Genomic DNA, 14,012 nt, shown 5'->3' on the forward strand with positions numbered 1-14,012 from the left:
CCGGAGGTCGCCTAATATGCGACACGACGACTATGATGTGTTGCGGACGTTTTCCAACCCATGCGCCCGCAGCATCGCACACCACCAGCACCAGGGGAGTTTTATGGCCGAACTCAAGTTGATTTCCGCGGAATCGGTGACCGAAGGGCATCCGGACAAGATCTGCGACCAGATTTCCGACGCGATCCTCGACGACATGCTGCGTCAGGACCCCCATTCGCACGTCGCCGTCGAGACGTCGGCGACGACCGGGCAGTTCTTCGTCTTCGGCGAGGTCTCGAGCGAAGGATACAGCGACATCCAGAACATCGTGCGCTCCGTCGTGCGCGACATCGGCTACACGAGCTCCGAGGTGGGACTCGACGCCGACTCGTGCGGCGTCCTCGTCTCGATCACCGAGCAGAGCCCCGAGATCAATCAGGGCGTCTCGCGGCTGGGCCGCGGGGCCGAAGGCGCCGCGTCGCGCGAGGAACGCTACGAGGCGCAGGGCGCCGGCGACCAGGGCGTCATGTTCGGCTATGCGAGCGACGAGACCGACGCGCTCATGCCGCTGCCGATCCATCTGGCGCACCGCCTCGCCAAGCGCCTGACCGACGTGCGCAAGTCCGGCGAGGTGCCGTTCCTGCGCCCCGACGGTAAGACGCAGGTGACGATCGAATACGACGAGCACGACGTGCCGGTGCGCCTCGACACCGTCCTCGTCTCGACGCAGCACGATCCCTCCGTGCGGCAGGACTGGCTCAGGGAGCAGCTCGACGAGCACGTCATCAGACCGGTGCTCGACGAGGTCCTCGGCGAGCGCGTACGCCATGACGACTACCGCGTGCTCGTCAACCCGACCGGCTCGTTCATCATGGGCGGCCCGGCCGCCGACGCCGGACTGACCGGCCGCAAGATCATCGTCGACACCTACGGCGGCGCCGCGCACCACGGCGGCGGCGCGTTCTCCGGCAAGGACCCGAGCAAGGTCGACCGCTCCGCCGCCTACGCGGCGCGCTGGGTCGCGAAGAACATCGTGGCCGCGGGCCTGGCGCACAAGGTCGAGGTGCAGGTCGCGTACGCGATCGGCGTCGCCGATCCGGTGAGCATCAACGTCGAGACCTACGGCACGGAGGCCGACGGCGTGACGCGCGAGCAGATCCAGCGCGCCGTGCGCCGCGTCTTCGACCTGCGGCCCGCCGCGATCGTCGACGAGCTCGACCTGCTGCGCCCGATCTACGCGAAGACCGCCGCCTACGGCCATTTCGGACGCGAGGACGCCGACTTCCCCTGGGAGGCGACGAACCGCGTCGACGCGCTCAGGGACGCGATCGCCGCCGAACACGACGCGGACTGAGCCCGACACGGCCTGCGCATGACCGGGCGCCGTCCGACGGACGGCGCCCGGTCATGCATGTCGCGCCGTCGCCGGTTTTACCGGCAGCTGAACACCCGCGCAACATCGCATGGGTAGACTGTGCTTCCAAACCGGCACCGCGACAGGACGCGGCCGGACGCGCAAGAAGGAGGAACGAACAATGGCATCGATGACCGTCGCGCAGATGGTGGAACTTTTCATAAAACCGGACGCCCCGATCCATGTGACCGCCTTCGACGGCTCGAGCTTCGGCGACCCGGACGCGCCGGTCACGCTCACCGTGAACAACTCGCGGGCCGTCTACCACCTCGTCAACGCCCCCGGCGAACTCGGCCTGGCGCGCGCCTATCTGCAGGGCGACATCGGCTCGCCGCAGCTCGTGCCCGGCGACCCGTACACGCTGTTCGGCGACCTCGTGGCCGTCAAGCCGTATCTGCGCGCGCCGAACCCGGCGCAGCTCGCACGCGCGCTCGCCGCGATCGCCTCCCACGGCATCCGGCGTCCCGCCGCGCCTCAAATCGAGGGGCCCGGCAGGCTGCGCCGCCTGACCGAAGGGCTGCTGCCGCATTCGAAGGCCGGCGACGCGGCTACCGTCAGCTACCACTACGACCAGTCGAACGACTTCTACGCTCTGTTCCTCGGTCCGTCGATGACCTACACCTGCGCCGTCTTCGATTCGCCGGACACGTCGCTCGAGGCCGCGCAGCAGGCCAAGCTCGATCTCATCCTCGACAAGCTCGCGCTCAAGCCCGGCGACCGCCTGCTCGACATCGGCTGCGGCTGGGGCTCGATGGAGATCGAGGCGGCCAAGCGCGGCATCCACGTGCTCGGCGTCACGCTCTCCGAAGAGCAGGTCGAATGGGCGCAGCGCTGGATCCACGAGGAAGGTCTCGACGACCTCGCCGAGGTGCGTCTCATGGACTACCGCGACGTGCCCGAAGGCGACTTCGACGCGATCTGCTCGATCGGCATGATGGAGCACGTCGGCCACAAGCACTATCCGGCGTATTTCCAGGAGATCTACGACAAGCTCAAGCCGGGCGCGATGCTGCTCAACCACCAGATCACCCGCTGCAACTCGCATCAGGGCAAGAAGGCGGGCGAGTTCATCGACCGCTACATCTTCCCCGACGGCGAACTGTCGAGCCCGGCCGAGATCGAGATGGTCATCCAGGACACCGGATTCGAGGTCGTCAACCAGGAGAACCTGCGCCAGCACTATGCGCTCACGCTGCACCGCTGGAACGAGAACCTCGTCGCGCACTGGGACGAGGCGGTCCAGCTCGTCGGCGCGCCGAAGGCCCGTCTGTGGGGCCTGTACATGGCCGGCTGCGCCTACAACTTCGAGATGAACAACATCCAGGTGCACCAGTTCCTTGCCATCAAGCCTCAGGACGACGGCACCGACGTCTACCCGCTGCGCCCGTGGTGGCCGCGCCACTGAACGGGACGCCGTCGCCGCGCGCCGGCGGTAGGCCGTTACAGTGGGAACCATGAACACGAGCGAAGCGACGCAACCGACCTTCGACGGCATGCAGCCGCGTGCGCGGCGCCCCCGCGGCAAGGCGCCGCGCACGCCGGCCGCGCGGATGCCGGTCGCGCGCGTCGTCCTCGACATCCAGGCCACCCATCTGGGACGCTGCTTCGACTATCTGATCGACGAACGCCTCGATGCCGCGGCGCGTCCCGGTTGCCTCGTTCGCGTGCGCTTCGGCGGACAGCGCGTATCCGGCATCATCTGGCAGCGCGTCGAGCGCAGCGACACCGACCCGTCGGCGCTGCGCTACATCGAGCGTGTGCTCAGCGGCGTCGTCATGGACGGGCAGATGCGCCGCGACGTCGCCGCGATCGCCGAGGCCTACGGAGGCACCTGCGCGAACATCGTGCGCGTCGCGCTGCCGCAGCGCATCGCCGCGGTCGACAAGCAGATGGCGCAGGCCGACGCCGCGCTCGACGGTGCGCCGGAATCCGATGCAGGCGGGCGCGCCGTCGCGGCGCAGGCGATGTACGCCGACTTCGCGCGCCGCTACGAGCAGGCGCAGCTCCTCGCAGACGCGCTCGGCGCCGGCCGTTTCCGCTCCTTCGTCGTCGACGCCGTCGCCGGCGCGGCCGCCGACGATCTCGCGTGGATGGCAGCGTCGGCGCTTACGCACGGCGGATCGGCGGTGCTCGTCATGCCGACGATGCGCGAGGTGTGGGAGGTCATGCGCGCGCTCGAAGGCGCCGGTCTGCGAGCCTTCGCGCCCGACGGCGAGTCCTGGGACGGCGAAGTGGCCGTGTTCAGCGGATCGCTCGGACCGGCGCAACGCTACCGCTCCTACCTGGCCGTGGCCTCGGGACGTGTGCGCTGCGTCGTCGGCACGCGCGCGGCGATGTACGCGCCGGTGTCGGGCCACGCGCTGTTCGCCGTGCTCGACGACGGCGCCTACCAGTATGCGGACGGTCTGATGCCGTACGCGAACGCGCGCGGCGTGTGCCGGCTTCGCGCGCGGCTGCATGACGGCGTCTTCGTCGCGATGGCCTACGCGCGCAGCGTGCTCAGCCAATGGGAGTGCGAGGACACGACGGCGATGCCTGTCGCCGTGAGCGGACCTAGCACGGCGATCGTGCCCCGCCGGGACATCGCGCGGGCCGCCGCGCCCCCGGTGCGTTGGCTCAACCGCGACGAGCTCGCGCGCCTGGCCGATCCGAGCATCGGCGCGCGCGTGCCGCACACCGCCGTGCGCGCGTTGTCGGCCGCGCTCGAACACGGCCCGGTCCTGTTCTCGATCCCCTCCGACGGCATCAGCGAATCGCCGGTGTGCGCGCGCTGCCTGCGGCAGGCGCGCTGCCTGCGCTGCACGGGGCCGCTCGAGCGCGGCGGGCCGAACGCCGCGCCGCGCTGCCGCTGGTGCGGCGCCCCGGCCGTCGACTGGCACTGCCCGCACTGCGGCGGCGAGCGCATGCGCGTCGTGCGCGTGGGCGCCGCCGGCACCGCGCAGGAGCTGCAGGGGCTGTTCCGCGGCGTGCCGATGATCCTGTCGAGCCCGCATCAGCCGCAGGGCGTCATCGAGCAGGTCGCCGACGCGCCGGCGATCGTCATCGCGACCCCGGGCGCGGAGCCCCGCGTGCGCGACGGCGCCTACTGCGCCGTCGCGATCCTTGACGCGTGGACGAGCCTGTACCGGCAGAACATCGACGCGTACGTCGACGTGCTGCGCGACTGGATGCGCGCGATGGCGCTGTGCGCGCCGCGTGCCGACGGGGGAGTGGGGCTCCTCGTCGGCGAGACCGATCCGGTGATCGCGCAGTCGCTGATGACATGGGATTCGCGCGTCCTCGCCCGCGCCGAGCTCGCGCAGCGGCGCGAGGCCGGTCTGCCGCCGTTCGTGAGCGCGGCCTGCGTGTGGGGGCAGCGCAACGCCGTCGCCGAGGCGCTGCGGCGCATCGGGGTCGTCGGCGGCGGCGACTGGGCGGCGCTGCACATCGGCGACGACGAGTTCCCGGCGGTGCTCGGCCCGGTGCCGATCGCGCCCGAACGTACCGTGGACTCGCGCGAACTCGAGCAGATGCGCGACCGCGTCAAGGCCGTCGTGCTCGTCACGCATGCGCGGCGCGCCGAACTGGCGACGCGGCTGCGCACCGCCGTCGCGAGGCATGTCGCGGCGCGTGAGTTCGGCGAGCTGCGCTTCCGCATCGACCCCAAGGACCTGCTGTAGCGCTCAGCTTACGGCGACACGCGCCGTGCGCCGGCCTCGTCGACTACGATGGGGGACGACCTGCGGCGGATGGCCGGACCGTCCGCCCGCTCGCGATGGCGACGTCATCATGGATGGACAACGGACAAGGAGAACGTGAGGATGCTGCGAGTACTGTTTGCGGGCACGCCGGAGGTGGCGGTGCCCTCGTTGAGGACGCTGGCGAAGGACACCGAGCATTTCGAGGTCGTCGCCGTGCTCACGCGTCCCGACGCGCCGACCGGCCGCGGCCGCAGGCTCATGGCGAGCCCGGTCAAGATGGCCGCGCTCGAGCTGGGGCTGCCGGTCATGGAATGCGATCCGAACGAGGAGGCCTTCCTGTCCGCGCTCAAGGCGACCGGCGCGGAGGCCGCCGCGATCGTCGCCTACGGCAGGATTCTCAAGGAGCCGGTGCTCGAGGCGCTGCCGCTGGGCTGGTACAACCTGCACTTCTCGCTGCTGCCGCAGTGGCGCGGCGCCGCCCCGGCGCAGCGCGCGATCTGGGCGGGCGAGTCGGTGACCGGTGCGTCGGTGTTCCGCGTCACGAAGGGCATGGACGAGGGGCCGGTGCTCGCGCAGTCGACGGTCGAGATCGGCGCGCACGAGAACGCCGGCGAGCTGCTCGGCCGCCTCGCCGAGGACGGCGCGCATCTGCTCGCCGCCTCGCTCGAGGGCATGGCCGAAGGCCAGATCACGCCGGTCGAACAGCCGGCCGGCGCCTTCGAAGTGGCCGCGAAGATCTCGCACGACGACGCGCATATGCGCTTCGACGTGCCGGTCTTCGCGCTCGACCGCCAGATCCGCGCCTGCACGCCGCTGCCCGGCGCATGGTGCGGTCTGCATGCGCAGGGCGACGCGCTCGCACCGACGACGCTGCATGTGACGAAGGCATCGCCGGCGAGCGCCGAGCTGCGCGAAAGCGTCGAGGTCCCCGACGACCTCAAGCCCGGCGAGCTGCGCGCCACGAAGCACCATGTGTGGGTCGGCACGAGCACCGAGGCGCTTGAGCTGCAGCTCGTCAAGGCGCAGGGCAAGAAGGAGATGGGCGCGGCCGAATGGGCGCGCGGCGCGCATCTGGGCCCCGGCGCGTTCCTCGACTGAAGGCTGACGTACGACGACGGCCGCAGGCTCCGCGGAGCCTGCGGCCGTTTTGCATCGTCGCCGCGCCGCGCGCTCAGCGGCGCAGATAGTCGAGGACGCGCGTCAGGTCGCGTTCGTCGATCGTGTGCGGCGCGGCGCGGCGCACGGCCGGCTTCGCGCAGAACGCGATGCCCAAGGCCGCCTCGCCGATCATCGGCAGGTCGTTCGCTCCGTCGCCGACGGCAATCGTCTGGGTGGCGTCGACGCCGTCGGCGGCCGTCCAGCGACGCATCGCGCGCAGCTTGACGTCCTTCGTGACGATCGGGCCGTCGACGCGTCCGGTGAGAGTGCATGTGGATCCGTCCACCTCGAGCCGGTTCGCGATCCGGTAGTCGAGGCCGGCCGCCTCGGCGAGCCGGTCGACGATCTCATGGAAGCCGCCGGAGACGACGCCTACCTTCCACCCGTGCGCATGCAGCTCGTCGATGAGCTGCAGCGCGCCGTTCGTGAAATGCAGCCTGCGGTACACGTCGTCGAAGATCGATGTGGGCAGTCCCTTGAGCAGCGCGACGCGCGCGTCGAGCGCCTGCGCGAAGTCGAGCTCGCCGTTCATCGCGCGCGCCGTCACCGCGCTGATGCGTTCGCCGACGCCGGCGGCCTCGCCGAGTTCGTCGATGACCTCCTCGTCGATCAGCGTGGAGTCGACGTCCATGACGAGCAGGCCGGGACGGCGCAGCGTGGGCGTCTCGTCAAGGATTTGCAAAGGTGTTGGGCTCATGTGACGATTGTCGAAAAACGCTGGGACAATAATGCAATGCGCTTTTCGATGATTCTCTCCCAGATCCCGGTCGACGAGCGGCTGCAGTGCGCGACGAGCTCGGACGGCCTCATCGGCTCGATGACCGCGTGGCTCGTGCAGCTCATGGAGACCGTCGGCGGCGTCGGCGTCGCGCTCGCGATCGCACTCGAGTCGATCTTCCCGCCGATCCCGAGCGAGATCATCCTGCCGCTTGCCGGCTTCACGGCGGCCCGTGGCAGCATGGGCCTCGTTGCCGCGGTCCTGTGGGCGACGATGGGTTCGCTGATCGGCGCGTGGGCGCTCTACGGCATCGCCCGCTGGTTCGGTCTGCACCGCATCCACCGCGCCGCCGACCGCATCCCCGGCGTCAGCCGCGACGACGTCGACAAGGCGAACCGCTGGTTCACGAAGTACGGCAGCTGGTCGGTGCTGCTCGGACGCGTCATCCCGGTCGTGCGCTCGCTCATCTCGATCCCGGCCGGCTTCAATCGGATGAACTTCGCGCAGTTCTCGCTGTGGACCTTCATCGGCTCGGCCGTCTGGAACACGGTGCTCGTCACCGCCGGATACATGCTCGGCGACCGGTGGTGCTCGATCCTCGGCGTGCTCAATGTGTTCGAGGACGTCATCATCGTCGTCTTCGCCGCCGTCCTCGTCCTCTTCGGCGCACGTTGGATTCGCAATCTGATACGCGAGCGGCGAGCCTCGCGCGCCGACGGGTAGCATGGCGGTACGCGTTACGCGTTGAAGTCAAGGCCGGATGGTCGCTTCCGCTACACTGGGATGGGTCGCCTTCGCGGCGACGCCCCGATGCGGCGGCGGAAGCCGTCCGGCCGTTTTTCATGCATGCGCTTCGCCGGACACACCATGCCGTCGCCGCAGGCCGGACACCCGATGAAGCGCATGGCGAGGTGGATGATGCACGTTTGCGACGATTGCGGCGAATCCCGCGCCGACTGCCCCGAGACGCCCGCCGCGCACGCCGACCGCCTGCAGGCGAAGAACCACGCGCTCGCGGCCGCCCTCAGGCGCGCGACCGACGAGCTCGCCAAGGCGAAATCCCAGCTCGAGCAGTTCACGAAGCCGCCGCTGGGCTTCGCGACGATGCTGCGGGCGCACGGCAGCAGCCGCGACGAACACGGCGTACGCCACGCAAGCGTTGAGGTGATGCACGGCGCACGGCGGATGATCGTGCCGGTGGCCGCGCAGGTCGACGCGTCCCGGCTCGAACCGGGCATGACGCTGCTGCTCGACGAGAACCTCGTCGTCGTCGCGACGGCGGCGGCCGAGACCGTCGGCGCCGTGCGCGCCATCGACGACGTGCTCGACGACGGACGCCTCATCGTCGTCGACGCCTCCGGCGACCACCGTCTCGTGCGCCGCGCCCACGACCTGCGCGACGCGCGCCTGACCTGCGCCGACCGCGTCGTCGTCGACCCGTCGAACCGATTCGCCGTGGCGATGGTGCCGCGCGAGGACACGGCGCAGCTGCTGCTCGAGGAGACGCCGGACGTCTCCTTCGCCGACATCGGCGGCCTCGACGCGCAGATCGCGCGCATCCGAGACGCCGTGCAGCTGCCGTTCGAGCACCGCGACCTGTACACGGCCTACGGGTTGACGCCGCCGAAAGGCGTGCTGCTGTACGGGCCGCCCGGCAACGGCAAGACGCTGATCGCGAAGGCGATCGCGCACGAACTCGCCGGGGAGGATGCGCGCGGCGTCTTCCTCGCCGTCAAGGGCCCCGAGCTGCTCAACAAATACGTCGGCGAATCGGAACGGCTCATCCGCCTGCTGTTCGACCGCGCACGCGAACGCGCCGCGGACGGGCAGGCCGTCATCGTCTTCATCGACGAGATGGACGCGCTGCTGCGCACGCGCGGCTCGGGCGTCTCCTCGGACGTCGAGACGACGATCGTGCCGCAGTTCCTCGCCGAACTCGACGGCGTCGAACGGCTCGACAACGTCATCGTCATCGGCGCGTCGAACCGCGTCGACATGATTGACCCGGCCGTGCTGCGCCCGGGCAGGCTCGACGTCAAGATCCGCGTCGAGCGGCCGGACCGGGACGCGGCGCTCGAGATCGCCGCGCGCTACCTGACGCCGCGGCTGCCGTACGCCGACGGCGTCGACGCGGACGCGCTCGCATGCGCGCTCGTCGATGGCGTCTACCGGCGCGACGGGACGCGCAGGCTCGGCGCCCTGCGGCTCGACGACGGCTCCGAGCGGCCGCTCGACCTCGCCGACGTCGTCTCCGGCGCGATGCTGCGCAACATCGTCGACCGCGCCAAGACGGCGGCCGTCAAGGCGAGCGTCGGCCGCGGCGAGCCCGTCGCGCTCGACGCGGCGATGATCGCGCAGGCGGTGGCCGACGAATACCGATCGGCATGGGACACGCTCGGCGACGTCGACGCCGCGCAGTGGGCGAAGGTCAACGCGCTCGGCGACGGCCGCGCCGTCGAACTGCGCAGGATCGGCCGGATCGACGATGATGGCGACGAGGCGGACGTGGCGCATCGCGCGCCGGAATGGGAAAGGACACATGCATGAGCGTCAGAAGGGTGGTCGGCACCGAGACGGAGTACGCGGTCATGGCGGATCGGGGCAACCCGGTGCAGTGGTCCTTCGACGTCGTCGCAGGCGCCGCCGCAAGCGACGATGCGCGCCGCATCCGCTGGGACTACCGGCAGGAGGACCCGGTCAACGACATGCGCGGACGGCGTCTCGACCGCGCCGCCGCGCGCCCGGAGATGCTCACCGACGAGCCGCAGCCGCAGATCACGAACGTGCTCGCCGACAACGGCGGCAGGATCTATGTGGACCATGCGCATCCCGAATACTCGTCGCCGGAGACCGACGACCCGTTCACGGCCGTCGTCTACGACGCGGCGGGCGACGTGCTGATGCGACGCGCCGCCGCGCGCGCGAACGCCGAGGGGCGGGCCGGCGGCACGCTGCGGCTCTACCGTAACAACGTCGACGGCAAGGGCGCGAGCTGGGGGTCGCACGAGAACTACCTGATGCGCCGCGACGTGCCCTTCGACGTGACGGCGGCGATGATGACGGCGCATTTCGTCACCCGTCAGCAGTACACCGGCTCGGGCAGGATCGGCCTGGGTGAGCGCGGCGAGCGGATGGGCTACCAGCTGAGCCAGCGCGCCGACTACTTCCATATGCAGGTCGCGCTGCAGACGACCTTCGACCGTCCGATCGTCAACACGCGCGACGAGGCGCACGCGCCGGCCGACATGCGCCGGCTGCACGTCATCGTCGGCGACGCGAACCGCATGGACGTGCCGCGCGTGCTCAAGCTCGGCACGACGAGCATGCTGCTGTGGACGCTCGAGCACGCCGACGAGGCGGGCGTCGACATCGCCGCGCGCCTCGGGGAGCTGCGCCTGGCCGATCCGGTCGACGCGATGCACCGCGTCTCGCACGACCTGACGCTCTCCGAGCCGCTCGCGATGGCGCACGGCGGCACGATGACCGCATGGCAGATCCAGGTCATGCTCAACGAGCTCGTCTACGAGACGGCCGCCGCGATCCACGGCACCGACACGCGCGGCGAGCCGGTGTGGCCGGACCGCGAGACCCGGTCCGTCATGGCGATGTGGAGACAGGCGCTGCTCGACGTGGCCGCCATCCGCCACGCCGACGACGGCGAACGTTTGCAGTCGCATGCCGAGGCGAGCCGTCTCGAATGGCTGTGCAAATGGCAGCTCATCGAGGGGATGCGCCGCAGGCTGCACCCGGACGAGCCGCTCGCCGACGCATTGGAGGACCCGCGACTGCAGGCGATCGATCTGAGGTGGGCGAGCCTCGACGAGTCCGAGTCGATCTATGCGAAGCTGCGCGGGCGCACCGAGCGCACGGCGAGCGACGAGGAGATCGCCGCCGCCGTGGACGCGCCGCCCGAGGACACGCGCGCATGGCTGCGCGGAACGCTTGTGCGCCGATGGCCCGAGCAGCTGCGCGCGGTATCGTGGACGCATGCCACGACGCGCGACGACGCCGACGGCAGGCAGTGGACGCTCGACATGGCCGACCCGTGCGCCTTCACGAAGGAGGCCTGCGCCGAGGTGCTCGACGGCGCCGGAGACGCATGGCAGGCCGTGCGCGCGCTCGGGGGCGCGCCGGCCGGGCGGCCTCAGGCCGACGGTGACGGGCGTACGCTATGATGGCTGAAGCAGGTATGCAAACGTTATACTTATTCCGGTCGCCGTTGTGTTCCAACCACTTTGCCGACGTCGTATCGAAGCGATGCCGGAGGGACGCGCCGGCCGACGTGAACGCGCCGGTGCGCCGTGCGGACGCAGCCGACGAGAATCGAGGACGGGCACGATGACGATGGAACTGCGCGAGCTGGCGATGCAGGTCGCCCGCATCGCCCAGGACGCCGGCAAGCATGCGCTCAGCAACCAGGTGACGCCCAGAAGCCTGACCGAGATGAGCGCGGCCGCGCGCGACTACTCGCGCGGACTCGAACTGGACGGGCGACTCAGCCAGTTCATCTACAACCGGCTCACCTATGTGGACGCGTTCAACGGGCGCTGGGACGAACGCAGCGACGCATGGCACGCGGGGGATCGCTACTGGTGCATCGGCGGCATCGACGGCGTCATCAACTACACGCGCAACATGGCCGAATGGTCGGTCACCGTCTCGCTGTTCGAGTTCAACGAGTTCGGCTCCGCGCAGCCGATTCTCGGTGTCGTGCACGCGCCGGCGCTGCAGCTGACCTACATCGCCGCGCGCCGCAGCGGCGCGATCCGCATGCGTGCGACGCCGCTCGGCGAGAAGCGCGAGAAGATCATGCCGTCGACGACGCGCAGCCTCGACGGCTCGGTCATCGGATTCGGCATGTCGTTCAAGTCCGTTGAGGCTCGCCACGCGCTCAAGGTCGTCGGCGACATCGCCGGGCTGCCCGCCGACATGAAGCGCATCGGACCGTCGTCGCTCGACCTGTGCAAGGTGGCCGACGGCACCTACGACGCCTACTTCGAGCCGCATCTGCACAAGTGGGACGTGCCTGCGCTCTCCGCCGGCGCCGTCGTGCTGTGGGAGGCGCAGGGGCAGCTGAGCAACTGGCGCGGCGACCTGATCCACTGGCGCAGCGAGAACAACCTCGTCGCCACGAACGGCCTCATCCTCGACGAGCTCAAACCCTACCTCGTCGAATCCTGGGACGCCGGCGACACGGCCGGCGCCGGCTCGCGGCCGCCGACGCGGTAGGCCGGCCGCGCCGCTCGTGCCGATGCAGCCGATGCAGCCGATGCAGTAGTGTGGCAATCGGAGAACGAAACCCGACCCGACGGGAGGAACGACGATGCCACAGGAGCAGCACAGCCAGTCCATGGCACACGACGACCAGCACGAGGAGGACGCCGCGATCGGCGTCGGCACGGCGCGCGAGGCGGCCGCCGACGCCGCGATCGACGACCTCGACGCGATCCTCGACGACATCGGCGCGGTGCTCGAGACGAACGCCGAGGAATACGTCAGCGGCTTCGTGCAGAAGGGCGGCCAGTGATGCCGCAGCTGCACGACAGCGGCAACCGCGGGCACGCCGGCGCCTCGGCCTTGGCGCACGCCGGCGACTTCGCGAGGATCTTCGGCATCGAGACCGAATACGGCCTGAGCGTCACCGGCGCATCGCGACACTGCGACGCCGGTCAGGTCGCGATGATGATGTTCCAGCCGATCGTGCAGCGCGTGCGCTCGACGAACACATATCTGACCAACGGCTCACGGCTCTACCTCGACGTCGGGGCGCACCCCGAGTACGCGACCGCCGAGGCGCGCACGCCCGGCGACGCGACGCTCGCCGACGTCGCCGGCGAGCGGATCATGCGCGACCTGGCGCTCGACGCGCAACGTCGGCTGCGCGCGACGCACGGGCAGGACGCGACGATCCATCTGTTCAAGAACAACGCGGACAGCGCCGGGCACTCCTTCGGCTGCCACGAGAACTACCTCGTGCGCCGCGGCGTCGCACTCGGCCGGATCGAGACGCAGCTGCTACCGTTCCTGATCACCCGCCAGATCCTCACCGGCGCCGGCCGCTTCGACGGCGCCCGCTGGCACATCACGCAACGCGCCGCCTTCGTCGACGAGACCGTCTCGTCGGCGACGACGCGCTCGCGGCCGATGATCAACACGCGCGACGAGCCGCACGCCGACCCCGAATCCTTCCGCCGCCTGCACGTCATCATCGGCGACTCGAACCGCTCGCAGTGGGCGACGATGATGAAGCTCGCGATGACGCACCTCGTGCTGTGCCTGATGGAATGGGGCGCCCGGCACGATCGGCGCACCGGACTCGAATCGATCGCGCTCGCCGACCCGGTCGAGGCGAACCTCGCCGTCGACGCCGACGGCGCCGACGCGCCGCTGCGGCTCGCCGACGGCACGGCGACGAGCGCGCTCGCGCTGCAGCGGCGCGTGCTCGACGCGGTGCTGCGCTTCGTCGACGCGCGGCGTGAGCGGGTCGCCGCATCCTTCGACGGCGACCCGCTCACGACGCTCGACGACGTGCTCGGCGACTGGGAACGCGGCCTCGCCGCGCTCGCCGACCACGACGAGGCCGCGCTCGCCGACCGCGCCGACTGGTCGTGCAAGCGCCGATTCGCGGCCCGGCTCGCCGGCCGCGGCGCCGTCGACCCGATGCGTCTCGCGCAGCTCGACCTCGACTACCACGACATCGCCAACGGCGCATTGTTCGCGTCGCTCTCGCGGCACGGCATGATGCGCGCGCTGTGCGACGACGCGCAGATCGGGCATGCCATGACGACGCCGCCGGCGGGTACGCGCGCCGTGCTGCGCGGCGCCTTCGTCGCGCGCGCCGAGGCCGCGCCGGTGACGTGGTCCTGCGACTGGACGCAGCTGAGGCTCACGGATCCGGTGAAGGACGAGGTCATGCTCCTCGACCCCTTCGACGCCGTCAGCGACGCGCGGTATGCGCGGCTGCTCGCGTTGATCGACGAGGCCCGGCGCACTGGCGCCGACGCGGCCGTATGAGCGTGCACGGCGATCGCCGATAGGCGCGCGGATACGATGAGGCCCC

Annotated in this window: 11 protein-coding genes; 10 read left to right on the plus strand and 1 reads right to left on the minus strand. The window is 70.4% G+C overall.

All coding sequences use genetic code 11. From position 1 onward, the window contains the following. Positions 1 to 103: 103 nt before the first annotated feature. The 4 genes from metK to fmt all read left to right on the plus strand — a co-directional run bounded on the left by metK (position 104) and on the right by fmt (position 6,174). Positions 104 to 1,336: a methionine adenosyltransferase gene (gene metK, locus D2E22_RS04620; RefSeq protein ID WP_126031948.1), complete on the plus strand. Its 1,233-nt coding sequence runs from the start codon at positions 104 to 106 to the stop codon at positions 1,334 to 1,336. 181 nt (positions 1,337 to 1,517) lie between these two features. Next, positions 1,518 to 2,801: a class I SAM-dependent methyltransferase gene (locus D2E22_RS04625; protein ID WP_126031949.1), complete on the plus strand. Its 1,284-nt coding sequence runs from the start codon at positions 1,518 to 1,520 to the stop codon at positions 2,799 to 2,801. 49 nt (positions 2,802 to 2,850) lie between these two features. Further along, positions 2,851 to 5,055: a primosomal protein N' gene (locus D2E22_RS04630; RefSeq protein WP_126031950.1), complete on the plus strand. Its 2,205-nt coding sequence runs from the start codon at positions 2,851 to 2,853 to the stop codon at positions 5,053 to 5,055. A 141-nt stretch (positions 5,056 to 5,196) separates the two neighbouring features. Further along, on the plus strand, positions 5,197 to 6,174 hold the full coding sequence (gene fmt / locus D2E22_RS04635) for a methionyl-tRNA formyltransferase (RefSeq protein WP_126031951.1): 978 nt from the start codon (positions 5,197 to 5,199) through the stop codon (positions 6,172 to 6,174). 73 nt (positions 6,175 to 6,247) lie between these two features. Here fmt and serB read toward each other — a convergent pair whose 3' ends face one another. Beyond that, positions 6,248 to 6,931, minus strand: a complete 684-nt coding sequence (gene serB / locus D2E22_RS04640; RefSeq protein ID WP_126031952.1) for a phosphoserine phosphatase SerB — start codon at positions 6,929 to 6,931, stop codon at positions 6,248 to 6,250. A 120-nt stretch (positions 6,932 to 7,051) separates the two neighbouring features. On the opposite strand from serB, the gene D2E22_RS04645 reads away from it, so the two are divergent. The 6 genes from D2E22_RS04645 to D2E22_RS04670 all read left to right on the plus strand — a co-directional run bounded on the left by D2E22_RS04645 (position 7,052) and on the right by D2E22_RS04670 (position 13,966). Then, positions 7,052 to 7,675, plus strand: a complete 624-nt coding sequence (locus tag D2E22_RS04645; protein ID WP_126032103.1) for a VTT domain-containing protein — start codon at positions 7,052 to 7,054, stop codon at positions 7,673 to 7,675. 192 nt (positions 7,676 to 7,867) lie between these two features. Further along, the gene (arc, locus tag D2E22_RS04650) at positions 7,868 to 9,499 is read left to right on the plus strand and encodes a proteasome ATPase (RefSeq protein WP_241218184.1); all 1,632 of its coding nucleotides are present in this window, start codon (positions 7,868 to 7,870) and stop codon (positions 9,497 to 9,499) included. Further along, the gene (dop, locus tag D2E22_RS04655; RefSeq protein WP_126031953.1) at positions 9,496 to 11,127 is read left to right on the plus strand and encodes a depupylase/deamidase Dop; all 1,632 of its coding nucleotides are present in this window, start codon (positions 9,496 to 9,498) and stop codon (positions 11,125 to 11,127) included. Before arc ends, dop begins: the two co-directional genes overlap by 4 nt. A 163-nt stretch (positions 11,128 to 11,290) precedes the next feature. After that, positions 11,291 to 12,181 carry an inositol monophosphatase family protein gene (locus D2E22_RS04660; protein ID WP_420897238.1) on the plus strand — a complete coding sequence of 297 codons (891 nt, stop codon included), beginning with the start codon at positions 11,291 to 11,293 and terminating at the stop codon, positions 12,179 to 12,181. A 94-nt stretch (positions 12,182 to 12,275) separates the two neighbouring features. Beyond that, positions 12,276 to 12,479 carry a ubiquitin-like protein Pup gene (locus D2E22_RS04665; RefSeq protein WP_126031954.1) on the plus strand — a complete coding sequence of 68 codons (204 nt, stop codon included), beginning with the start codon at positions 12,276 to 12,278 and terminating at the stop codon, positions 12,477 to 12,479. Next, positions 12,479 to 13,966, plus strand: a complete 1,488-nt coding sequence (locus D2E22_RS04670; protein WP_126031955.1) for a proteasome accessory factor PafA2 family protein — start codon at positions 12,479 to 12,481, stop codon at positions 13,964 to 13,966. Before D2E22_RS04665 ends, D2E22_RS04670 begins: the two co-directional genes overlap by 1 nt. The last annotated feature ends 46 nt before the right edge of the window (positions 13,967 to 14,012 follow it).

It is taken from the genome of Bifidobacterium castoris (assembly GCF_003952025.1).
GTDB lineage: Bacteria > Actinomycetota > Actinomycetes > Actinomycetales > Bifidobacteriaceae > Bifidobacterium > Bifidobacterium castoris.

Bases quoted from the DNA above. Each gene is read 5' to 3' on its own strand.
- D2E22_RS04660 (WP_420897238.1), top strand. From the start codon at position 11,291: ATGACGATGGAACTGCGCGAGCTGGCGATGCAGGTCGCCCGCATCGCC.
- serB (WP_126031952.1), bottom strand. From the start codon at position 6,931: ATGAGCCCAACACCTTTGCAAATCCTTGACGAGACGCCCACGCTGCGC.
- metK (WP_126031948.1), top strand. From the start codon at position 104: ATGGCCGAACTCAAGTTGATTTCCGCGGAATCGGTGACCGAAGGGCAT.
- D2E22_RS04645 (WP_126032103.1), top strand. From the start codon at position 7,052: ATGACCGCGTGGCTCGTGCAGCTCATGGAGACCGTCGGCGGCGTCGGC.
- fmt (WP_126031951.1), top strand. From the start codon at position 5,197: ATGCTGCGAGTACTGTTTGCGGGCACGCCGGAGGTGGCGGTGCCCTCG.
- D2E22_RS04630 (WP_126031950.1), top strand. From the start codon at position 2,851: ATGAACACGAGCGAAGCGACGCAACCGACCTTCGACGGCATGCAGCCG.
- D2E22_RS04670 (WP_126031955.1), top strand. From the start codon at position 12,479: ATGCCGCAGCTGCACGACAGCGGCAACCGCGGGCACGCCGGCGCCTCG.
- dop (WP_126031953.1), top strand. From the start codon at position 9,496: ATGAGCGTCAGAAGGGTGGTCGGCACCGAGACGGAGTACGCGGTCATG.
- D2E22_RS04625 (WP_126031949.1), top strand. From the start codon at position 1,518: ATGGCATCGATGACCGTCGCGCAGATGGTGGAACTTTTCATAAAACCG.
- D2E22_RS04665 (WP_126031954.1), top strand. From the start codon at position 12,276: ATGCCACAGGAGCAGCACAGCCAGTCCATGGCACACGACGACCAGCAC.
- arc (WP_241218184.1), top strand. From the start codon at position 7,868: ATGATGCACGTTTGCGACGATTGCGGCGAATCCCGCGCCGACTGCCCC.